20 protein-coding genes and 1 pseudogene are annotated in these 23,054 nt (G+C 44.5%); 15 read left to right on the forward strand and 6 right to left on the reverse strand.

Annotation, left to right across the window (positions count from 1 at the left end; all coding sequences use genetic code 11):
* The coding region (locus tag BUB11_RS27420; protein WP_159436892.1) for a hypothetical protein at positions 1-187 on the reverse strand (187 nt) is incomplete at its 3' end.
* A gap of 334 nt (positions 188-521) precedes the next feature.
* On the opposite strand from BUB11_RS27420, the gene BUB11_RS03570 reads away from it, so the two are divergent.
* From BUB11_RS03570 to BUB11_RS03590, 5 genes are all read left to right on the forward strand, one after another.
* Positions 522-1,208: a response regulator transcription factor gene (locus BUB11_RS03570; RefSeq protein WP_084110139.1), complete on the forward strand. Its 687-nt coding sequence runs from the start codon at positions 522-524 to the stop codon at positions 1,206-1,208.
* A 35-nt stretch (positions 1,209-1,243) separates the two neighbouring features.
* Positions 1,244-2,875, forward strand: a complete 1,632-nt coding sequence (locus BUB11_RS03575; protein WP_242947442.1) for a sensor histidine kinase — start codon at positions 1,244-1,246, stop codon at positions 2,873-2,875.
* A gap of 185 nt (positions 2,876-3,060) precedes the next feature.
* Positions 3,061-4,587, forward strand: coding sequence for an efflux RND transporter periplasmic adaptor subunit (locus BUB11_RS03580; protein WP_073027921.1), 1,527 nt, complete (start codon positions 3,061-3,063; stop codon positions 4,585-4,587).
* A gap of 120 nt (positions 4,588-4,707) precedes the next feature.
* Entirely contained in the window at positions 4,708-5,436 is a 729-nt protein-coding gene (locus tag BUB11_RS03585; RefSeq protein WP_073027922.1) for an ABC transporter ATP-binding protein, read from the forward strand.
* Positions 5,433-6,650, forward strand: coding sequence for an ABC transporter permease (locus tag BUB11_RS03590; RefSeq protein WP_073027924.1), 1,218 nt, complete (start codon positions 5,433-5,435; stop codon positions 6,648-6,650). Before BUB11_RS03585 ends, BUB11_RS03590 begins: the two co-directional genes overlap by 4 nt.
* Before the next feature lie 35 nt (positions 6,651-6,685).
* Here BUB11_RS03590 and BUB11_RS27980 read toward each other — a convergent pair whose 3' ends face one another.
* Entirely contained in the window at positions 6,686-6,826 is a 141-nt protein-coding gene (locus BUB11_RS27980; RefSeq protein ID WP_207650021.1) for a hypothetical protein, read from the reverse strand.
* A 54-nt stretch (positions 6,827-6,880) separates the two neighbouring features.
* Here BUB11_RS27980 and BUB11_RS03595 point away from each other — a divergent pair, with 54 nt between their 5' ends.
* Together BUB11_RS03595 and BUB11_RS03600 are read left to right on the forward strand one after the other, a co-directional pair.
* Positions 6,881-7,435, forward strand: coding sequence for a hypothetical protein (locus BUB11_RS03595; RefSeq protein ID WP_207650022.1), 555 nt, complete (start codon positions 6,881-6,883; stop codon positions 7,433-7,435).
* A gap of 26 nt (positions 7,436-7,461) precedes the next feature.
* Positions 7,462-9,099, forward strand: coding sequence for a cell wall-binding repeat-containing protein (locus BUB11_RS03600; RefSeq protein ID WP_073027927.1), 1,638 nt, complete (start codon positions 7,462-7,464; stop codon positions 9,097-9,099).
* A 153-nt stretch (positions 9,100-9,252) separates the two neighbouring features.
* On the opposite strand, the gene BUB11_RS03605 is transcribed toward BUB11_RS03600, so the two are convergent.
* The 3 genes from BUB11_RS03605 to BUB11_RS03615 all read right to left on the reverse strand — a co-directional run bounded on the left by BUB11_RS03605 (position 9,253) and on the right by BUB11_RS03615 (position 12,228).
* Positions 9,253-10,524, reverse strand: coding sequence for an anion permease (locus tag BUB11_RS03605; RefSeq protein ID WP_084110140.1), 1,272 nt, complete (start codon positions 10,522-10,524; stop codon positions 9,253-9,255).
* Positions 10,470-10,649, reverse strand: a complete 180-nt coding sequence (locus BUB11_RS03610; protein ID WP_073027930.1) for a hypothetical protein — start codon at positions 10,647-10,649, stop codon at positions 10,470-10,472. Before BUB11_RS03610 ends, BUB11_RS03605 begins: the two co-directional genes overlap by 55 nt.
* Before the next feature lie 661 nt (positions 10,650-11,310).
* Positions 11,311-12,228, reverse strand: coding sequence for a LysR family transcriptional regulator (locus BUB11_RS03615; protein ID WP_073027932.1), 918 nt, complete (start codon positions 12,226-12,228; stop codon positions 11,311-11,313).
* A 206-nt stretch (positions 12,229-12,434) separates the two neighbouring features.
* Between BUB11_RS03615 and BUB11_RS03620 the strand changes: the two genes are divergently transcribed.
* The 3 genes from BUB11_RS03620 (at position 12,435) to BUB11_RS03630 (ending at position 17,254) form a co-directional block, all read left to right on the forward strand.
* A complete protein-coding gene (locus tag BUB11_RS03620) occupies positions 12,435-14,318 on the forward strand; it encodes an aryl-sulfate sulfotransferase (RefSeq protein ID WP_073027934.1) in 1,884 nt (627 codons plus the stop codon).
* 131 nt (positions 14,319-14,449) lie between these two features.
* Positions 14,450-14,770 (forward strand): thioredoxin family protein, encoded by a 321-nt coding sequence (locus tag BUB11_RS03625; protein WP_073027936.1) that lies wholly within the window; start codon positions 14,450-14,452, stop codon positions 14,768-14,770.
* A gap of 267 nt (positions 14,771-15,037) precedes the next feature.
* Positions 15,038-17,254 (forward strand): YcdB/YcdC domain-containing protein, encoded by a 2,217-nt coding sequence (locus tag BUB11_RS03630; protein ID WP_073027937.1) that lies wholly within the window; start codon positions 15,038-15,040, stop codon positions 17,252-17,254.
* Positions 17,255-17,444: 190 nt separating this feature from the next.
* On the opposite strand, the pseudogene BUB11_RS28160 reads toward BUB11_RS03630, so the two are convergent.
* Positions 17,445-17,576, reverse strand: a pseudogene (locus tag BUB11_RS28160) (hypothetical protein); the annotation flags it as partial.
* 208 nt (positions 17,577-17,784) lie between these two features.
* Here BUB11_RS28160 and BUB11_RS03640 point away from each other — a divergent pair.
* From BUB11_RS03640 to BUB11_RS03660, 5 genes are all read left to right on the forward strand, one after another.
* Positions 17,785-18,738, forward strand: coding sequence for a GntR family transcriptional regulator (locus BUB11_RS03640; RefSeq protein WP_073027939.1), 954 nt, complete (start codon positions 17,785-17,787; stop codon positions 18,736-18,738).
* Positions 18,735-19,631, forward strand: a complete 897-nt coding sequence (gene murI / locus BUB11_RS03645; protein ID WP_073027941.1) for a glutamate racemase — start codon at positions 18,735-18,737, stop codon at positions 19,629-19,631. The genes BUB11_RS03640 and murI overlap by 4 nt, the downstream gene beginning before the upstream one ends.
* An 85-nt stretch (positions 19,632-19,716) precedes the next feature.
* Positions 19,717-20,136 carry a methylaspartate mutase subunit S gene (glmS, locus tag BUB11_RS03650; protein ID WP_073027942.1) on the forward strand — a complete coding sequence of 140 codons (420 nt, stop codon included), beginning with the start codon at positions 19,717-19,719 and terminating at the stop codon, positions 20,134-20,136.
* A 15-nt stretch (positions 20,137-20,151) separates the two neighbouring features.
* Positions 20,152-21,531, forward strand: coding sequence for a methylaspartate mutase accessory protein GlmL (gene glmL, locus BUB11_RS03655; protein ID WP_073027944.1), 1,380 nt, complete (start codon positions 20,152-20,154; stop codon positions 21,529-21,531).
* A gap of 12 nt (positions 21,532-21,543) precedes the next feature.
* Positions 21,544-22,998 carry a methylaspartate mutase subunit E gene (locus BUB11_RS03660; protein ID WP_073027946.1) on the forward strand — a complete coding sequence of 485 codons (1,455 nt, stop codon included), beginning with the start codon at positions 21,544-21,546 and terminating at the stop codon, positions 22,996-22,998.
* The last annotated feature ends 56 nt before the right edge of the window (positions 22,999-23,054 follow it).

The raw sequence follows: 23,054 nt of genomic DNA on the forward strand, positions 1-23,054 counted from the left end.
TTGCCAAGAGAACCCATTCGTGGGAGTTCACGATAAAGCGAGCGCCGATGGTGAAGGGCCAATTTCGCCCAGGTTCACATCCTGCGCCGCCCAGAGGTTGGCGAAATTCCTTCAGCATCCAATGAGCCAGTGAACGGGAACGTGGGTGAACGGGCAAGTGTCCCCTGCTTCCAAAGACCCAAAACACACTCTTAAACGTCCCCTCGTTCCAGACCCGTCGACCAGAAAGCAAGGGGACACTTGCAAAGAGAACACATCAGTGGGAGTTCACGCTAAAGCGAGTGCCGATGATGAAGGAAATATTTCGCCCAGGTTCACATCCAGCGCTACCCAGAGGTTGGCGAAATACCTTCATCATCCAATGAGCCAGGGAACGGGAACGTGTGTGAACGGGCAAGTGTCCCCTGCTTCCAAAGACCCCAAAATCTTCATAAAATCTTCAAATCTTCCCTAGATACAACTCAAATATAAACGTTATACTTATATTCAACAGATAAAAGCGGAAAAGTGGTGGTATGAAAATGAAAATCATTTTAGTCGATGATGAACCAGAAATTCTAACTCTTGTAAGAGATTACCTCTCACGGGAAGGATATAGTGTCTTAACAGCAATCAATGGACTTGAGGGAATGGAGTTAATCGAGGGTGAAAAACCGGACCTCGTTTTGTTGGATTGGATGCTTCCGGGAATAAGCGGGCTGGAAATGTGTAAACGTTTGCGGGAGACAAGTACAATTCCTATTATCATGCTCACTGCAAAATCGGAGGAAATCGATCGCGTGCTTGGCTTGGAGTTTGGAGCGGATGATTATATTGTCAAGCCCTTTAGCCTTCGAGAATTGGCAGCCCGAATTAAAACTGTACTTCGGCGCTCATCCGGAGTGTCACAGGAAAGTACCTCTTCAGTCATAATTCGAGGGGAGATAAGCTTGGACGTCTCAAGCCATAAAGTCTTAAAACGAGGGCAGGAAGTCTTACTGACTCCAACGGAATTCAACATTTTACATTTGCTCGCAACACGCCCGGGTACCGTATACAGTCGTCTGCAGCTCCTGCGTCAAGCGATGGGGGAGGAATATCTCTACTATGAGCGCTCTATTGACACCCACGTCTCAAACTTGCGCAAGAAAATTGAGGACAATCCCAGTGAACCAAAGTATGTCGAAACTGTGTTTGGCGTAGGGTATCGGTTCGGTGAGGGCTTGTGACCTTACGACGAAAATTTATAATAGGGCTTATAGGCATGGTTTTTTTTATGGCGATTTTCTTCACCGGAATTGCCCTTACCTCAACCCAAGCGTTGCTCGGACACGCTGAAACCTATGTACAACAAGCTTATGGTGAGAGTTGGAAGCGGCTTTTGAGTGGCTACTATGAAGCCCGTGGCAGCTGGGATGGAGCCCAAGGATACGTTGCGAAAATTAATGAGGCAGAACGAAGGTTTGGGTCTATAACTGAAGGAAACGAGACAGAAAGAAAACTGGTAACCTTTATCGACGGAATTCCCGTCGTGCGGGCAATGCCTGAGTCGGATCTGAAATTTAGCAGACCTCGTCGGGATGGCCCGCCTTTTTGGGTATTTGACCTAGAAGACAAGGTTGTAGTCGACTCGCGCAATGAAGATTTTGGCAAACCCCTCTCTCAGTTTCCTTCAAATAGCAAAATCATGAAACAACGAGAAGAAATCAAGGTGAAAGACCAAACAGTAGGCTATTACTGGCAGGAAAACCCTTTGATTACTAATAATAAACTTGCCAAAACAATTGGAACTTCGATTATCCAGGCTATGCTTATCGGATTGACGATCACATCTATTGTCGCTTTACTCTTGGGAATGTTATTGACCCGACATTTCACTAAACCTCTAAACCATCTGATGGAAGCCGTTCGGAATGTAGGAAAAGGAGATTTGTCTTCGCGGGTTCATGTGAAGGGAAAAGGTGATATCGCGATCTTGGCTCAGGACTTTAACCGAATGACTGAACAATTGGCTCGCAATGAGGAAGTGAGACGTAACATGGTGGCAGATATTGCCCATGAATTGCGAACTCCGCTTTCTGTTATCCTTGGAAAACTGGAATCGATCCAAGAAGGAGTTCTCCCTTCAACTCCGGAAACGATTCTTCCCATTCAGGATGAAACTTTGAGACTGATTCGTTTAGTCCGGGATCTTCAACAGTTAAATCTTGCGGAAGCCGGAAAATTACCCATGGCTCTAAAACCTGTAAATCTAAGAAAGTTAGTGGAACGGATTACAGAGCAATTCGCGATTGAATTCGAGGAGCGGGAGTTGCATGCTGAAATCTTGGGAGAGGTACCTGAAATTATTGGCGACCCGGATCGTTTAACTCAGGTCTTTGTCAACTTGATAGGGAATGCTCTTTTACATACACCGCCAGGCGGAACTCTTCGCTTGGTCTTGACAGAGCAAGAAATGCTTGCTGAAGACGGGATGGGCACCGAGGGGACTCCCCATCGTTTACGGAATGTCTTCCGTCGTAAAGGGGAAAAGATAGAGAAGCCCGAAAAACCGGAGGAAGCCAAAGAATCCGGAGAACCAAAAGAAGTGAAGCCAAGGGTCTTTAAAAAGAAAGATGATTTGAAGTTTAATAGTTGGGTACAAGTAACGGTTGAGGATTCCGGAGAAGGAATTCCGGAAGAAGAACTTGAGCATATTTTTGACCGCTTTTATCGAGTAGATAAAGCTCGAGAGCGGGAAAGTGGTGGAACCGGTTTAGGGTTGGCGATTGCTAAAGAATTCATCCATGCTCATGGCGGCTCAATTCAAGTAAAAAGTAAACTGGGTGCAGGGAGCTGTTTTAGAATTCTATTACCCATAAGGCAGAATGTGAAAACTCAGCAGATACTCAGCTAATCCTGACAAGATCTTAAGAAGTTTATCGTTGTTTGATCATAATACTGTGATATCCTGATTAGGAATTTTATCCAGTAAGTAATAGGCATCTATCGAAAACTTCTGACGGAGTTCCCCTGAATAGTTAAGTTAAAACTCAGTTGAGTTGAAAACCACTGTTTAAGTACATAAAAAGGAGAGAGAGCATGAACAAAAAATGGGTGTCCATAGGGATTTTAAGCGTTTTGGTCTTGGGAGGAGGGTATTGGGGTTATAAGAAGTTTACGGCTAAACCGGCAGTGGTTGCTAACATCACAGCAAAAGCAGAAATCGGAGATGTAAGCAAGGTGATTACTGCAACAGGAACGGTTAATTACCCGCAGTCGATACCGTTACAGTTCTCCAACAGTGGAGATGTGACCAGGGGACAGGTGGTTGAGCTGAATTTCAAGGTCGGTGATACAGTGAAAAAAGACCAAGTTCTTGCTAAGATTGATGATACAAACCTTAAAGCTGATGTCGTGCAGCAGCAAGCCAACTTAGCGGCCACTGAGGCTAAGCTTCAATCCCTTTATGATGGATATAATGAACAAACGAAAGCTCAGGCTCTGTCGGATCTTGCAAAAGCACAGACGAGTTTAACCACATCACAGCAGGATGCGGATCCGGCTTATTTGGCAAACCAAGTTACATTGGCTAATGAGAGAGTTAAACAGGCTAGTGATATTTTAGCTAAGGCGCAGCAGAGCGGAGACACGTCGTCTATACAATCTGCTCAAAGCACATTGAACGATGCATTATCTAACTTAACAACGGCCCAAAATGCGCAAAATGGAGGCGCGGCTAAGGCTTTAGAAGCTGCTCAAGCGGATGTTACGGCTGCGCAATATAAAGTGAAACAGCAAGAGGCCGGCCCGACAGTTGCAGACAAAGCTTCGGCTCAAGCCAGTATTACACAAGCACAGGCTCAACTTGACAGTACGGAGGCAAAATTATCAGGAGCTACCATAGTTGCGCCTACGGATGCCATCGTTATCGATTCCAATTTACAACTTTACCAATATACAACAGATGATTCCAAAATTACGATCACGCCTTCAGGAACTACTGGGAGTAGTCTTGAAGTGAATGCGTCAATTGATCAGGCCGATATTGCTCAGGTCAAAGTAGGACAGAAAGTGGATATTACTCTTGATGCCTACCCAGATGACCATAGCAGCGGAGTGGTGAGCTTAGTTGCCCCTCAAGGAACAACTACTTCAAATGTTACAACCTTTGAAGTTACGGTGACAGTAGAACAAGCCAGTGATAAGCTTCGGTCGGGAATGAATGCTAATATTGACATTATTGTAGAAGAGGCCAAGAATGTTTTAACAGTGCCAAGTGAGGCGGTCAAAACTAGAGGGGATGAAAAAGGCGTTATGGTTCCCATGGGTGCAAATGATACTCTTGCGGGACAAGAAGACTCGTCTTCTCAGTCTGAAACTCAACCTAAGGTTGTCCAAAAATCTGGCAGCGGACAGACCGGAGCCAATGTACAATTTATCCCAGTGGAATTTGGCTTAGATGATGGAACAAATGTAGAAGTCAAGAGTGGTTTGACAGAAGGGCAAGAGGTCATTACCATTGTTGGTACATCCGCAACAACAAAGGCTTCTACTGGAGGAGTTTTAGGTGGCGGAGGTGGAGCAGCCAGACCAGGGGGTGCAACTGGTGCGGTAAGAGTCAGATAGAGACTTATTCATGCAATTCAATAGAGGTAAGGTAAGGTCAGTTCCGTTCCGTTCCGTGGTAGCAATTAGTTAAGGGACCTCGTTGAACTTGCTTTTAGCGGATACTTCAGGAGGGATGTTATGATAAATCTTAAAGGAATTAAAAAAATCTACGCTAACGGTGATATCAAAGTTGCGGCGTTAGGCGGAGTAGACTTGCATGTAGGAGAGGGTGAGTTTGTAGCCATTATGGGGCCTTCCGGTTCCGGCAAGTCGACCATGATGAATATTTTAGGATGTTTGGATACACCAACAGAGGGAGAGTATTTTCTCGATGGAACGGATGTTGCAAAGGCGACCGGTGATGATTTATCCGTAATCCGCAATCGCAAGATAGGTTTTATTTTTCAAGGTTTTAATCTTCTTCCTCGGACCATGGCTGTAGAAAATGTAGAACTTCCTATGCTTTATGCGGGAACGGGAGGGAAAGAAAGGCGCACTCGGGCCATTGCGGCCTTGGAATCTGTCGGTCTTGGCGAACGAATTCATCACCGTCCTAAAGAATTATCCGGTGGGCAGCAACAGCGGGTTGCCATCGCCCGTGCACTGGTCACAAACCCTTCGATTATATTAGCGGATGAGCCTACGGGGAACCTGGACAGTCGGTCCAGTGAAGAGGTTATGGCGATCTTCCAACGCCTGCATGCCCAAGGAAATACGATTATCATCGTAACCCATGAACCGGATATTGCAGAATTTACAGAGCGGATTGTGCGTTTCCGAGACGGTCATATTGAAGGAGACGAAATAGTTAAAAATCCGCGTAAGGCTCAAGCGCAAGTCATCGGGGAGGAAGGAGGACCAGAGTGAACTTTTTAGAAAGTATCCGAGTCTCTCTCAGGGCTTTACGAGCAAATAAACTCAGGTCATCCTTGACGATGCTGGGGATTATTATTGGAGTGGCGGCTGTCATTGCCATGGTTGGAATCGGCAATGGAGCGACTGCTTCGATCACTTCCCAGATTCAGGGCATGGGCTCGAACCTGCTTACAATTAGTTCGGCACAAGCGTTTTCCGGAGGAGTTAGTGGGGGTGCAGGGAGCTCAGCGAGCTTAAGCATGACAGATGTGTCCAAGATAGAAGTAGGAACGGCTATTAAAGCTGTTGCACCGGTTGCGAACACCAGTGCTCAAGTGGTCTTGGCCTCCGGAAACACTTCCACGAGTATTACCGGCACGACTGAGGACTATGCAATTATTAAAAATGTCACAATTGCACGCGGACGTAATATTACTGAGCAAGACGTTAACAGCAGTGCCAGAGTCGCAGTACTCGGCCCAACCGTCGTGGAAAACCTGATGGGTGATGTGAATGCTGATATCATTGGGAAGAATATTAAAATTAACAATGTACCGTTTCAAGTCATCGGAGTGACTACAGCTACAGGATCAACAGGAATGTCCAGCAGTGATGATATGATCACCGCACCTATCACTACCATCCAAGCGCGCTTAATCGGAAAGAAAACGGTACGCAATATTCTGGTCTCAGCGACATCCGAGGACCTTATGCAAATAGCACAAGATAGTATTACGGCAACCTTGCGAAAAGCTCATAAAATCCAGGAAGGTAAAGATGACGACTTCAGGGTTCAGAATCAGGCTGACATGTTAGAAGCTATGCAAAGTGTAACTCAAACCTTGACCATGCTCTTGGGCGGAATTGCAGGTATTTCCCTCCTGGTCGGGGGAATTGGAATCATGAATATCATGCTCGTTTCCGTTACCGAACGAACTCGGGAGATTGGGATACGGAAAGCGATCGGAGCTAAAGGAATGGATATTCTTCTGCAGTTTCTTATTGAGGCTGTCGTACTTAGTATCTTGGGGGGCGGTATAGGCATCGCCCTCGGCTATGGAGGATCGACCTTGGCGGGGAAGGCCTTGTCAATGGATACCAGTATTTCCTTGACTTCAGTGGCGATGGCTTTCGGCTTCTCGGCCGCCATCGGCATTATCTTCGGCGTCTTCCCGGCACGTAAAGCTGCCGCGATGGATCCAATAGACGCATTAAGGTTTGAATAAATGGGGTCTTGTGAAAGATAGGGGAAATTGCCCGTTCACCCACGTTCCCGTTCACTGGCTCGCTGGATGCTGAAGGAATTTCGCCAACCTCTGGGTGGCGCAGGAAGTGAACCTGGGCGAAATTGGCCTTCAGCATCGGCGCTCGCTTGATCGTGAACTCCCACGAATGGGTTCACTTGGCAATTGTCCCCTTTCTTTCGGGTCGACTGGGCTGGGAATGGGGGGGACGTTTGAGAGTGCGTTTTGGGTCTTGTGAAAGTCAGGGGAAATTGCCCGTTCACCCACGTTCTCGTTCACTGGCTCGCTGGATGCTGAAGGAATTTCGCCAACCTCTGGGAGGCGCAGGATGTGAACCTGGGCGAAATTGGCCCTTCAGCATCGGCACTCGCTTTATCGTGAACTCCCACGAATGGGTTCACTTGGCAATTGTCCCCTTTCTTTCGGGTCGACGGGGCTGGGAATGGGGGGGACGTTTGAGAGTGCGTTTGGGGTCTTGTGAAAGTAAGGGGAAATTGCCCGTTCACCCACGTTCCCGTTCACTGGCTCGCTGGATGCTGAAGGAATTTCGCCAACCTCTGGGAGGCGCAGGATGTGAACCTGGGCGAAATTGGCCCTTCAGCATCGGCACTCGCTTTATCGTGAACTCCCACGAATGGGTTCACTTGGCAATTGTCCCCTTTCTTTCGGGTCGACGGGGCTGGGAACGAGGGGACGGTTCGAGAGGCTGTTTGGGGTCTTTGAAAGCCAGGGGAAATTGCCCGTTCACAAGAATTCTTGGATGCTAAAGCTACGTAAGAAAGGAAGAAATTTCGTGATAAAAAAGAAACGGACTCAAAAGGTTTTAAGTATCCTGATGATGGCTTTTTTGCTGATCGGTATGTTGCCGGGGATGTTGCTTGCTGCTACTGAGAGTGGTACTGATAGTAGTGGTGAGAATTACACTACTTTAAGAGGGCTGACGTTTGTGTCTGAGGAAGAATCGAGCGTGGTTATTGGGGAGCCGACGGATGTTGAGTTTAAGTTAAATCGTATTCCTACCAGTAAACTTTTTACAGGATCGGTCAATGCGACTCTCACAGATCCGGAGGGTAACGTGACTTACTATTCCGTATCCGGAGGTGGCGGTTATTACAATCTTTCCGACCTTACCTTGTATAAGCCCGGAGATTATACGCTCAAAGTTAGTGCTGTTTCTCCAAACAAGGGCTCGGCAACCGGGACGATAAAGGTTGTAGATGCAGTAGTAACGGCAGAGGGTTCCCTCGTGGTTAATGCCGAAAATTCGCTGAGTGTAAAGCTTACGGATTCGGAAGGGAATGTTTTGGACCAAAGGTCAGTGACCGTGGATGGAACGGCCGTGGATGCCAGCCCGGCAACCCAGAGTTATACCACCTTAAGTGATGGAACCTTTCTCCTTAACATAACTCCGGAAAAAGCGGGCAATGTTGATATTATCTTTGGTGGAAAGATCATTAGTTCAATATCCGTTGCTCCGGCTTTTGAAGCGGGTAGCCGTATTGGTTCCAACGCTCCTGATAATGTAGCCCTTTCGGTTGAAATTGCCAAACAAGGCTGGACGAGTGCTTCGAATGTAATCTTGGCAAGAGATGATCAGTTTTCGGATTCTCTCGCCGCGGCTCCGCTTTCGAAAAAGCTGGATGCTCCGATTCTTATGACGGGTTCTTCGACCTTAGATGATCGGACCTTAGCTGGACTTCGTGAGTTAGGTGCCAGGAACATATATATTGTTGGCGGAACAGTCGCTATTGCTCAGGGGATCGAAGATAGTTTAAGTAAGGATTATACGGTTACTCGGATTGCCGGATTACAAGGATATGATACGGCTGCCCTGATCTCTGCCCAAGTGGGGATCGATTCCACTCGGACCGTATATCTTGCTAATGGGTCTGCCATACCTGATGCCATCGCGATTAGCGCTTTTGCAGGGGCGCAAGGAAACCCGATCTTACTTACAGATAAAGATGTCTTGCCACCTTCTACGCTCCAAGCTTTAACAAACCTTAATGCGACAAATGTCGTCCTCCTCGGAGGAACCGCAGTTATCAGTAATGCGGTGGAAAACCAACTAAGTTCCGGGTTTTTAGTCAAACGCTGGGGAGGCCATGATCGTTACGATACCCAAAGCATTATCTTTCAAAATCTCCTTAACAAAGAAACTCCTCAGTCTCCTCTTTACTTTACATCAGGTCTGGTTCGCCAAGATGATGTCAGTTGGGGGAAACCCTATGCAGATGCCTTGTTAACGGCTGCTTTAGCGGCTAAAAACGGGGGGATTGTGGCAATGACTGAACCGAATACCATCCCTTCGGGTCTTAACTTTTTCTTGCTATTCAATAAAGGGTATATTCCAAAGTCAGTTGTCGTGGGTAACAATAGCGGGGTCTCATATAATGTGGAGCAACAACTTCAACAAATGCTGAACCATTAATAGAATACCTTGCAAAGAATAGCTTACAAGAAGCGCTTACCAAAAAATCGCCTAAACTCTCAAGTTAGTTTAGGCGATTTTTTGGATTGTTTCTTAGAGTCATTGACACTTGTTGACTAAAGCCTAGGGGAACCCTTGAAATAACTTCTTTTGCTACATCATTAAGAAACCAATCATTCTCCAGAATGGAATGAGTATCGTGAAAACAAATATCATAGTCAATATAGTTTTTACTGCTTGGAACTTAACAAAATCGGATAACTTTACGATTCCAAAGGAGAAGAAGATTAGGTATAGGACATATTCATAGGGCAGTATAATTGCGTCTACGGCTATTTGGATGAACATGTACCAGGCGGCGGGGTTAATGCCAAAGCTCATAGCGATTTCAGTGAGTGGTAAGGTGAATGCTGACATGATTGCTAGGGGAGTCATTAAAAAGTTCAGACTAAAGATCATGGTATAGACGGTGCCGAAAATAAACATAATCCCTTTACCGGCGAGTATCGGCATGATGACCGAAGCGACAACTTTCCCTAGGCCTAAGGCTCCGGCCGTTGTTCCAATACCCATACAAGCTGCGGTAAAGATGGCCATTCCGTAATTGACGTTTTTGAGATCTTCATTAGTGGCTACGCTGAGCCCGGGGAAATAGAGTAACATGGGGAAGATTATAAAGCCCCAGCCAGCCTCTATTTTATGGTATTGAGTGGTTAAGAGAAAAGCAAAGAGCATGACACTCATAATTAGAACCTTTTTCTCATCAAAGGACATTTTTCCTAATTTCTCTAATTGGCTCTTAAAATAGTCTTTTGCATTGATGGGTACTGAGGGTTTAAACATTTTGGTGATGATCCAAAACATAAAGGCATAGAAAAGAATGTTTATACTATTGTACATAAGGTATTGAATCCAGGTTAAATTTACTTCTCCAGCGACACCTTTACCTAAACCTGTCAGCAAACCATAGTTGGCGTTGAAGATGAACCATCCCGGAAGCAGTGATGAAATGGCTGCAGCCATAGTTATTCCGGCTGTTTCTTTGCCTACCTTAAGATTTAAGGCTTTGCAAAGGCCATAAGCTAAAGCTGCCAAAGGGAAAACGGTATTTCCGGGAATTAAGAGAAAGAGTATTACTCCGGCTATGGCTAATCCCCAAATGATACCATTATAACTTGCTCCGGTCAGCAAGATGGAATTGTACGCAATTCGCTTGAGCAGGTTGGTGCGCTCCATAACGTTGGCCAGAAATAAACCTCCAATGATAAACCATGGAATATAGGTAGACCATGGGGAAAAAACGGCTGCAGCAGGTGCATGGGCGATGACCACATAGGCAACGGGTAATAGAATTGAAACCGCAGTCTGATTTATGTTGCAAAAATAAAGGTTAGAATTGCGAAGAGAGTTATTACTAAATACAATCTGATCTGGGGAGTAAAGAGTTCGTTGGTTGGGAAAAGCAGAATCGCGAGTGGCAGAATAAACGTCATAATCATGATTGCTAAATTCTTCATACTCATGGGTTGTTTTTCTGTTTGAACTGACATGCCTTAACCTCCTAAATTATTATTCTGAAAACGCGTCGTTGCTATGCTTTTAATCAATTCCGAGACACCCACTTCTTTAAGTGGGTGTTCCGATATCTACTTCGGTGGGGGTAGAATCCCCTACCGAAGCCCCGATGTTCAGCTTTAGCTGAACGAGTTCACTTTAGTTTTGACTCCATCCTTTCTTTATAAGGTGATGATCAAAGACTTGCTCTGGTTATGATATAAGAAGCACTCCCTTGGTTTGTGAAGGTTAGTTCAAGCACAGTTTAGTTTGTTTTATACCTTTTGACCAACAATGTTTTATTGAGAAGATACCAACTATTTATTGTGCTAATGATTCCTATTAAAAAAACTAATAAGTTTTTGTCCGCTTTACCTTCCCAGCTTGACCGTGAATGAAATACCTGTGCGGCTTCCTCGGGGTCTTAATACTAACGAATAGTGCATTTAGATGGAAGCGTTTGCTGGGGCACAAAGAGAGTAGGGGATTTAGCTATTAGTAGCCAAATCCCCTACTCTCTTTACTTGGTGGAAGATTCCAGGCGTCTTTACAAAGATTAATTGTGACGCAAACATGAAATCATTGTTTGTGATAATTGTTGCAAATCAAATATACTCGGCATATAGATAATCTTCACTGCTACTTTGATGGGAGAGTTTAATAGGGTGGTTTAGTTGTTATATAGTTTTTGTAAATCTCCAGAAGATCTTGGCCTGCAGATGATAGAGGATGGTGAGTAGAAACTAGCCACCCAAAATCTAAGCTCGGGCTATCTTTAATCGGTATTGCGACGATTGATTTTTCATGATAGAGGTTAAAATCAGTGATCGTTGTAATGCCAACGGCTTTGCTATGGATGATGGTTTTCAGGTAGATTTCTCTGCTATTCGTTTTCACAATGATATTTAATCGGCTTAAATCCCCAAACATATGAGTTAAGATTTCTAAATAGGGTTTTAGGTTATAGGCCACGATTGGGTGATTTATTATCTCGGATTTTTTAAACATTATCTTCCTGGCTAAGGGAGATGATTTAGCAACACAAGCCAAAAATTCATAACTGTTGAGTTTTTCAAAGTGAATATTGTTGTTTTTTAGGTGTTGATGATCATAATGATCTGGTAAATTAACAATTCCTATATCCAAATACCCTTCACTAAGCTTCGCTACAATTTCATCAGGTGTTTGTTCTTCAATATGTATATTAATTTCAGGATGGTCTTTTCGCAATAAATCCAAGATGTGGGATAAGTAATTACTCATGAAGGGAGTCGCGCCAATGCTCAATTTATCACTTGAATTTGGACTGCCAATACTGGAATAGGGTGCGATACTTTCAAGTAATTCCTCGTATTTAAAAATAACCTCTTTTGCTTTTTCTACAGCCATATTACCAGCCTCTGTTAGAGATACTCCTTGGCGACTGCGCCGAAGCAAAGCAACATCCAAGTCTGCTTCGAGTTTCTGAATAGCTTGGCTTAAGCCTTGTTGAGAAATGAAGAGATGCTCTGCAGATAGTGTTATGGATTTTGTTTTTGCTATATCAACTAAATAATAGAGATGCTCTATACGCATGGTAAGACACCTTCCTCAACTAGTTACACTTTTTTGCATTTACCATATCTAAGCTATGTTTAGATAATTATACACATTATATGTCTCATTACCTAGTACCACTCATGAAATTAAAAAATGAAAGGGAGGAATTTTCTAAGTTTGCATGAAGTTTGGTCGTCCAAGAAGATGTAGTATTAAATTTAAATTAAAAGGAGAAAAAGATTATGAAACAATATTTAGAAACTCAAAAGCATTTAATTACCTTGCAGCACGAATCTGAAGAGAAGTTTTTAGCTGAATTCAGAGCAGGGAACTATACTTTAGAAAATCCTTATGTCGTTAAAAATCCATATTTGATTAACCCACTGGCCGCAGTGATTTGTTTTACTACCGAAGAAGAAGTCGCTGTAAAAGTAACTGTAAAAGGTAAAGCAGTAGAAGGGAATATAGAACATGATTTTGCTGCTGCTAAGGAGCACGTGCTGCCCATTTATGGCTTATATGATGCTTATGAAAATACCGTCGTTTTAACACTGGAAAATGGTAATACAGCTGAGGTCAGAATTGAAGTTGAAGAATTAAAGGTTAATAAAGCTTGCGCTTGCGATACCACATATGAGTACTTTGGCAAAGATATTATGATTATATCAACTGCTACTCCTCTCATTGATTCCGCCAGAACTTGCGGTTTTGATTATAAGGGTGATTTAAGATGGGTGATGACAGAAAAAGCAAGCTGGGATATTAAACAATTATCTAATGGAAGGCTCTTAGTAAGTTCTTACCGCTCAATGCAAAAGCCATACTATACTGTGGGACTTATGGAGATGGGCTTCTGTGGTAAGATCTACGCCGAATACAGGCTGCCGGGTGGATATCACCATGATGCCATAGAATTAGAAAACGGTAATCTATTAGCTGCTTCGGATAATAATTTCGATGAATCTGTTGAGGATTTTGTCGTTGAAATTGATAGAGAAACCGGGGCAATCGTTAAATCCTGGGATCTGCTCAAGATATTGCCGAGAGAACAAGGCAAAGCAGGAGACTGGAATCACCATGACTGGTTCCATAATAACGCCGTTTGGTATGACAAACCCACCAATTCCATTACTATGTCCGGACGGCACCAGGATGCAGTCATTAACTTTAACTATGATACCGGCAAGTTAAACTGGATTATTGGTGATCCTGAAGGCTGGGGAGAAGAATGGCAAAAATATTTCTTCAAAAATGTAACTAAAGGAGACTTTGACTGGCAGTATGAGCAGCATGCAGCTAGAATTTTACCCAACGGAGACGTTTTCGTGTTTGATAACGGAACTTATAGATCCAAAACCGCGGACAATAGGGTGTTGCCAAATGATAATTTCTCCAGAGGGGTTATATACAGAATAGATACTGACAAAATGGAAATAGAACAAGTCTGGCAGTATGGCAAAGAAAGAGGATCAGAATTCTATTCTCCGTATATCTGCAACGTGGATTACTATGGTGAAGGACACTACATGGTACACTCAGGCGGCATCTCAACCTTTAGAGGGAAGCATACCGATGATTTAGGGGCCATGCAGATAAATAAACACAAAGGTGAGCACATCCACTTGACCTTGGAATCAATAACTGTAGAATTGCTCAACAATGAAGTTAAATATGAATTAATGGTTAAAGGCGGCAACTACTATAGAGCCAGAAGACTTGCTTTATATGATGAAAAAACTAACTATGGACTGGGTAAAGGTAAATTGTTAGGTGGTTTTGGAGTTAACTCTGAATTCGGCCTGAAGGTTAAGTTTAAAGAAGCCGGTGTGGAACTGCCGGAAAAATATGCTGTCTCCTTAGTGCTTGAAGAAGATAGATTGGCCCTGCGCGGCACATTTGTGGAAGGGTCCCAGGTGTTGCTGGAATTCAAAGGTGTGGATAGTTCTAAGTTTTACTCAGTCCCCACTGATGTGCATGACATCACAGCCGCATGTATATCCTTTGAAGAACAGAAGGAAAATGATGTGCAGTACTATGTGAGCAGGGAAGGTTTGTCCGGAGAATTTGATCTTTATTTGAATATTGATAACCAGAAGTACGATATAAAAGCATCAGTAAAACTATAAATAGTTGCTTAGTGGGAGTGGTCTGCCGTTCTATGGCAATCTTGGCGAAGAAGAGGCAGACTCTCTCACCGAAGTTTCTGGTTCAACTTTAGTTGATCGAGTTCACCGGTAGAGATTAGGAGGTGTAAAAAATGGAACTCAAGAAAATTAATGCCGACTTTTTTAACAAAGCAATTTATGATAACAATGAGGCCTGCGTTGTTGCATTTACCAGGCATGATTGTCACGTATGTAAAGAAGTTGTACCCAGGTTGGAAGAAGTTTCGGAAGAGTATCAAGATAAATTATCATTTTACGCTCTGGATGTTGAGCAGGATAAAGCTCTGTTTAAAAGTTTTTCCCTTAAAGGTGTTCCTCAGCTCTTGTTTTTTAAGGATGGAGAGTTTTATGGAAAGTTAGCAGGGGATGTTGAGGAAGATGACATGGTAGAAAAAATTGAAGAGCTAATATAAGAGGTTAAGGCTTAAGACAGCTTATCTGCGTTGCGGATAAGCTGTCTTAAATTTCACGACCTGAGTGTATTTGGACTATTGTAAAACATAAGGGGAAAATACAAAAAATGCCTTTCCAATTAAAGGATAATAATGGGATACATGGAATATATATTGTTGTAGCGTGAGCAGTGAAATAAAGAATTTACAGTTCATTAATAGAAGGAGGCAGTATTAAAGGGTTATGAAAGTCTAAAGAATAGCGGGGTAAGAAAGGGTGGATGGAAATTGTTAAGGAAGATTCGCCATTTGAACATTGTGGTTGTATGTATGCTCTTTTTACAATTGCTGGTTTATCCAGTCAATACTTTAGGAAGCGAAAAATCTGTTATCACGGTTGAGCAGGCAGTCCAGACGGTCAAAGATAACTTTAGTATTCCTGAGAATTATACGCAACTTAGTACCGGATATAATGAGTATAACGACCGTGCCACCTATTCATTAAATTGGCATGCAGTTGAACAACCGGGTGGGAGTTTCAATGCAGAGGTTGATGCAATCAGCGGGGAGATTTTAAACATCAGTCAATGGAACGAACAACTCAAGCCTTCATTTAAGCTCCCTGTCTTGTCCTCAGAAGATACTTTAAAAATAGCCACTGACCTGGTTGCCAAATTGGTTAGTAAGCATCAATCAGAAATGCAACTTGTAACAGATAAGCAACAAGTCTTCCTATTAAATAACTCTCAACCCTTTACGTACAATTTCCGCTGGATTCGAATCGTTAACGGTGTTCCCTTTCCTGAAAACGGGGTAAACGTGAGTGTTAGTGGAGAAGACGGGCGGGTTATAAACTATAACTATAATTGGACAGAGGATCTTGTCTTTCCGGTTGCCTCAAATATCGTTTCTCCTGAAAAAGCACGTCAAGTTTTTACAGATACGCCGATGCTCGAATTGCAGTATTTTTTGCCTCCGGTCATGAATCCCCAGACCAAAGAACCTCAACGGATACTCCTCGTTTATCAGTTAACCAATAAATACTACGGAGGAGCTGTGGATGCCTTGACCGGGAAGCCTGTAACCCTTGATAAACCGGCCCTCGCGTATAAATCATCGAGCTCAGCAGGCAGTATCTCGGAATCAGTAGCAGTATCAACAGCATCAGCAGCTTCAAAGATCCTGTCGACTGAGGCCGCTTCTGAAGTCTCAGAACCCTCAACGAGCCAGGATAAGGAAGAGAGCTCTCCACAAATCAGCCAAAGTGAAGCAATTGAGATCGTTAAGAAAATGGTTACTATCCCCAAGGATTTTGTGCTTAGGAATTCCAGTTTAAATCCTGACTGGCAAAATCCCACTGAACAAGTCTGGGAGTTACAGTGGAATACTGAATCCTCCGATACGGAAGAACAACGTTATCTTAGTGCTCGCGTAAATGCTAAAACGGGGGACTTGATTGGTTTTAATCGATCCTATGGATCAAACCAAGATGACAAATCTAAGCCTCTGAACCGTAAAGAAGCCCAAAAAATAGCGGATAACTTTCTTAAATCTACACAGCCTGAGCGCTTTGAGCTCGTTAAAGTGGAAGCGGAAGACTTCTATGGAGGAAAAATGCCTCCCAATATTCAGATATTTAACTATGTTAGGGTTGTCAACGGTATTCCTGTTTCCCGTAACGGAATGTACTTGTTAGTAGATACAGTTGCTAAGCAGGTCGTCAATTATGAAATGAACTGGAATAACCAAGAATTCCCCAGTTCCTCGAACGCTCTGTCTCTCAATGAGATAACAGAACGGTTCTTAAAAATAAGTCCCTTGGCTTTGAGATATTCCTTGATCTTCTATCCCAATGGGCAGCCGGAAATCCGCTTGGCTTATCAACCGAAGTTAGACTATGACATGTACGTTCCGGCTATCCTTGATGCCAAAACCGGTGACCCGATGGATTGGTATGGAAGACCTCAATCCCAGTGGTCTCGGGCCATTACCTATCAGGATATTCAAGGTAATTATGCGGAAAAGGAAATAGGCATTATGGGTCTGACAGGAGCCTTTGGAGAATACGGAGAAAATTTCCGTCCGGATGAGAAAATCACCGCGGGCTCACTTTTGCGGGCGATGCTTACTGCAGAAGGGAATTATCGAGATCGGGTTTTGAGCGATGAGGAAGTCCTAGATATTGCCGAAGATCGCGGCTGGCTGCCTGAGGGTGTGAAACTGGAGTCTGAATTAAGTCGAGAGGATCTATCTAAAATAATGATTCGGCTCATTAATATGGAACCATCAGCGAAGGTTAAAGGCATATATTCTGTACCCTTTACAGACGCAGATACGATTAATCAGGATTCACTTGGATATATTGCACTTGCCTGGGGGTTAGGTATTCTAAAAGTTGATGAGAATACTCTGCACCCCGATCAAGTCGCAACACGAGCTGAAGCCGCCTATGCTTTAGTCCATGCCTATACAGTGGAGCGACCAGTAATTAATTACATGAAATAGAATTAGAAGAGAAGAGCTGTTTAACAAAGAAAAGGATGAAACGGTAAAATATAAATAATATAATATAATATAATATAATATAATATAGTAAGTTTTGCCTGTCATGAATGTGACAGGTTTTTTCTATTTAATAAGGGTTTGCCAATTTATCGAAAAGTCAAGACTTTGCAAGGGTTTACGGGTAGTTTTCTTAATATGTGCATGAAAAAACAGCCTTCGCGTCAAAAACCGTGTACATGGAGTTAACATCAAATGTTGCACCGGTGCAACATTTGGCCTCTCTTCCCCGACGGGGGGAGTAACTCACTGATTCGGTCAGCCATTTGAGCCACTCTCCATGGGGTACTAGCTCTTTGGTTTACGTCACAAAATTTTTTTTTATTAGACTATATAAAGCAGGGAATAGCTAAGGGAATGGAGAAATAAATTAAAATTGGACTAGTCAACCAGGCCAAAAAGGATTAACCTAACATAAGATAGATAGATCGAGTAGGCTTGTGGCTTGTTAAGGTTTAGAAAGGTGATTTTTGATGGAGCTAGATCGAAAAAGCGGTGTGCCCTATTACATCCAGCTTAAAGAGCAGATTCGGCGGCGAATTACCCAAGGGATTTGGCCGGCAGGGACAAAACTCCCACCGGAACGGGAGTTAGCTAAAAGCATAGCTGTCAGCCGAAATACCGTGAGCCAAGCCTATAAGGAATTGGAGAGTGAAGGGATTCTATGCTCGACACGGGGTAAAGGGACCTTTGTTGAGGATACAGCCTTGATCATGCAGCAGGAAAGTCGCAAAGAGAAAGTTTTACGGATCGTTGATTTAGCTATGGAGGAAGCGGTAGGACTCGGATTCTCTATTGATGATTTTGTGTCCTTCGTGCATGTGCGGGGGATGGAGAAGAAAGATCTGCTTTCGCGCATGAAAGTGGCATTTTTAGTGAGTAACCCCGAGCAACTGGCAGATGTCAATTGGAACCTTGGTCCAGGTGTGAGTCTCGTGCCATTACTTCTTTCTGAACTTCAGGAATCCCCCCGAGCACAGGAATGTTTAGCGGGAATGGATATGGCTATCACAGGGGCAGCCCATCTGGCTGAAGTGAAGATTCTTTTAGGCAAACTTCACATCCCTATTCTGGGGATTTCTCTCCAACCAAAACTTGACACAATCGTGCGCATTGCCAAGTTGACCATGGGCCGTGAATTGGCTCTGGTTTGTGAAAGTAACCAGTATGCTGAAAAAATAAAAATTGCTCTTAGACAGGCAGGATTGTACCCGACTTTTAAAACCCTTATTCAACCGAATGAAGCAAGTCTGCGTGAAATTTTACCGGAATGCGGGGCTGTAATTCTAGCTCCAAGGCTTCGTTTTCGAGTTGAAAAAGTTCTTCCAGAGAATATGGAGTGTATTGAGTTTCGTTTTGAGCCGGATGCGGGGAGCCTTAATTTACTAAGAGGGGCTTTGTTGGACCTAAAGGGGGAGAAGTTTTGAAGAAACAACGCGTAATTGGCATGTTTGACTCCGGAGTGGGTGGACTTACGGTCATGAAAGAGATTTTGGAGCAACTGCTCGATGTTAGAATCGTTTATTTTGGAGATACGGCCAGGGTTCCCTACGGAAATCGTTCTCGTGAGGAACTCATTCGGTTTGGGGAAGAAATTGCTACCTTTTTGATTGGCCAAGGGGCCGAGGTGATTGTCGTAGCCTGTAATACCAGTTCGGCTACAGCGTTGCCTGTTTTAAGGGAGCGGTTTGATGTCCCAATGATTGGCATGGTTGAACCGGGAGCCCGGTTAGCTGTTGAAAAAACCATCGCGGGAAGGATTGGACTAATTGCCACAGAAACCACTGTGCGCAGTAAAGCGTATTCGACGGCTGTGAGTCGGGCCTTGGCAAAAGGCTGTTTACCTAAAGACCCAACGCTTCGAGAATCCTGGCAACATGGAGAACAGCCTATTACCTTGACTAAAGCACAGGGCTGTCCTCTTTTTGTACCTCTAATTGAAGCTGGTCTGTCCAATTCTTCAGAGGCAAGAGGAATTGCCAAAACTTATCTTACTCCCTTACATGCAGCCGGTATAGACACCTTGATTTTAGGGTGCACTCATTATCCTTTTCTTGAACCGGTCCTGAAAGAGATCTTAGGAAAAGATGTACTTATCGTAGATCCGGCTCGGGCGGTTGTAAAAGAACTTAAAATATTGCTTCAGCATTTGGATGAGTGGGAACAGTCCGGACTGGTTGAGTCACAGCCTGCTTTGGGCAAAAAACCATGGCGAGCTCGCTACTATGTCAGTGGAGATCCGGAGCTTTTTAAACAAGTAGGAAATACTCTTCTCCAAGAACCCATCGGCCAGGTAGAGCAAGTCATATTAGGCGAGTAAGTTTTGGAATTTCATATGATCTTTCTTAGGATTTAAAACAGATTAACTTGACGAAGGTTAAGAAATGACCAGGAGGAATTGATCGATGGAGCAAAAAACTGTGGTATTAGGGGTTATTGGATCAGATGTGCATGCTGTGGGCAATCGAATCTTAGACTTTGCCTTTACCCAAGCAGGTTTCAAAGTGATCAACATTGGGGTCTTGGCAACACAAGAGGAATTCATTCATTCAGCCATTGAAACGAATGCGGACGCTTTATTGGTTTCGTCCTTGTATGGACATGGAGAGATGGATTGCCGGGGGCTGCGTGAAAAATGTCAGGAAACTGGAATTGGCAAGATCATCATGTATGTAGGCGGGAATTTAGTCGTAGGGAAACAGGATTTTGAGTCGGTTAAAGAGCGGTTTTTGGCCATGGGCTTTGACCGAGTTTATCCCCCGGGAACTCTTCCGGATACTCCCATCGAAGATCTGCGTAAGGACTTAGGCATGACGATAGATTAAAAGGGGGAATGGACCTTGCAAGCAGTCCTTCTCATTGATTTTGGCAGTACCTATACTAAAGTGACAATCGTAGACTTAGAGAGTGAGAATATCCTGGGGACGGCTCGAGCAGGCACAACCATTGAAACAAACATAATGGACGGGATGAACTCAGCTTTAGCCCAAATTCCCGAGCCGGCGGAAGGATGGAACTTTGTTCGAAAGCTGGCCTGCAGCAGCGCAGCCGGCGGTTTAAAAATGATTGCCAGCGGGTTGGTAAAAGAGCTTACTGCAGAGGCGGCGAGGCGTGCAGCCTTGGGTGCCGGTGCTCGAGTCCTGGAAGTCTTCAGCTATGAGTTAACTCAGAAAGATTTAGATAGAATTATCGTTTCAAAACCGGATATCCTTCTGTTAGCCGGAGGAACTGATGGCGGGAACAGGGAAGTAATTCTCAAAAATGCGGAAATGCTCAGTACACTCCCTGTCAGCCTTCCTGTGGTGATCGCGGGAAACAAAGTTGTATCCGGTCAAGCTGCAGATATCCTCGGGAAGAGACACACCCCCGTAGTCATCGCAGACAATGTGATGCCGGAACTGGGCGTTTTGTCAGTGGAATCTGCTCGTTTAGCAATTCGGGAGGTTTATTTAACCCACATTATCCAGGCCAAAGGGTTAGACAAAGCGGAAGAATTCCTGGAGAGGATCATGATGCCAACACCGTCAGCAGTGCTTTCAGCGGCAGAACTTTTAGCTCAGGGATACGGTTCTGAACCGGGAATGGGAGAACTAATCATTGTGGATGTTGGCGGTGCCACGACAGATGTCCATTCCATTGCTAAAGGTGATCCGAGCAAACCCAGTGTTATGCTGAAAGGCTTGCCCGAACCTTATGTCAAACGGACGGTCGAAGGGGATCTGGGGATGCGTTACAGTTCAGAAGCTTTAGTGGAAACTGCCGGAAAACCTTTGCTGGACAATCTTGGTTGGACAGATGATCAAGTTTTAGACCAACTGAGTTTATATAAAGAGGATCCCTGGCGAATCCCTCAAACGGCGGAAGAAGCGAAGTTTGATGTGGCTATGGGCCGAATTGCCGTAGGTTTGGCAGTGGATCGCCATGTGGGAACGATAGAAGTGGTCTATACTCCTTTCGGAGCAAGTTATGTCCAGAACGGCAAGGACTTAACGCCATTAGCGGTGGTCATTGGAACGGGGGGAGTGCTTCTCCATCATTCAGATCCCTTGGAAATTTTACGAGGTGCGGTCTTTAATCCGCAGGAACCCACGATTCTTAAACCACAAGATCCCAGTTTCTACTTGGATAAAGAGTATATTTTAGCAGCCATGGGCTTACTGCGAGAGGTGTCGCCACAGGTTGCGCTTCGGATGATGAAAAAATACATTGTAAAACTTTAGGAGGTTTAGTATATGGATCTGACAGTCCGACAAATGGACGCCGAAGAGTTTCAGCGCCAGCGGCAGGAAGTATTGGGACAATGGCAGACGGGTAAGGATGTCTTTTTTGAAGAAGCCGTTGCCTATCAGAAATCGTTGCCTAAGAGTAAAATATTTGCAGAGAAACTTGCCGAAGGAAAAGAAAAAGGGATTACCTATGCTCAACCGCGGGCGGGTGTAGCCCTCATCAGTGAGCATATTGAATTGTTACGTTTTCTTCAAGATGAAGGAGGGGCTGATTTCCTGCCTTCCACCATTGATTCCTATACCCGCCAAAACCGTTACACGGAAGCTCAAGCGGGTATAGAAGAAAGTGCGATGATTGGTCGTTCTATGCTCAACGGGTTTCCGGCGGTAAACCATGGAGTTGCGGCCTGTCGCCAGGTTGTGGAAAGTGTTCAAGTGCCGGTTCAAGTTCGTCACGGGACGCCGGATGCTCGCTTGCTGGCAGAAATTACCATTGCCGGTGGATTTACAGATTATGAAGGCGGCGGAATTTCTTATAACATTCCTTATTCTAAAGATGTTTCTATTGAAAGCACCATAAAATATTGGCAGTATGTGGATCGCCTTATCGGTCTGTACGAAGAACAAGGGGTGAAAATCAACCGTGAGCCCTTTGGTCCATTGACAGGGACCCTCGTTCCGCCTGCTATTTCTCATGCTGTTGCTGTTATAGAAGGGATTCTCGCAGTCGCTCAGGGGGTCCGCAGTTTGACTCTCGGTTATGGACAATGCGGTAATCTCATCCAAGATGTTGCGGCACTGCATACCTTGCCGGTTCTTGCGGAAGAGTATTTAGCAAAACTAGGCTTGCCGAAAGTGATGATCACCACGGTCTTTCACCAATGGATGGGTGGTTTTCCCCAGGATGAAGCGAAAGCCTTTGGGGTCATCTCCTGGGGGGCAGTGACTGCGGCTTTGGGTAAAGCCTCAAAGGTCATTGTAAAAACTCCTCATGAAGCCCTGGGGATTCCTACCAAAGAGGCCAATGCTGCCGGTATCCGAACCACAAAACAAATATTAACTATGTTAAAAGATCAGTCGCTGCCTATGACTCCAGAGCTTGCCCTAGAAGAAGATATGATCTTAGCTGAAACAAGGGCGATCCTTGATCGAGTCCTCGAACTGGGAGAAGGAGATGCTGCGGTGGGCACAGTTCGGGCGTTTCAGGCCGGAGTCATTGATGTTCCCTTTGCACCCAGTCGCTATAATGCCGGAAAGATTCTCCCTGCTCGCGACACCACAGGTGCTGTACGGTTATTGGACTTTGGCAATATTCCCTTTGATGAGACGATTAAGGAGTTTCATCGTGAACGCATAGCTCAGCGCGGTCGGGATGAGGACAGGGATCCGTCATTCCAGATGGTGATTGATGATATTTATGCTATCGGTAAAGGGATGCTCGTTGGGCGGCCAAGGGGTTAGCTTTTTTCGGGTCTATGGGTTTCTGGGGATGACGTTGCTTGAGACCCGTTCACGAC

Source organism: Desulfosporosinus lacus DSM 15449, assembly GCF_900129935.1.
Taxonomy (GTDB): domain Bacteria; phylum Bacillota; class Desulfitobacteriia; order Desulfitobacteriales; family Desulfitobacteriaceae; genus Desulfosporosinus; species Desulfosporosinus lacus.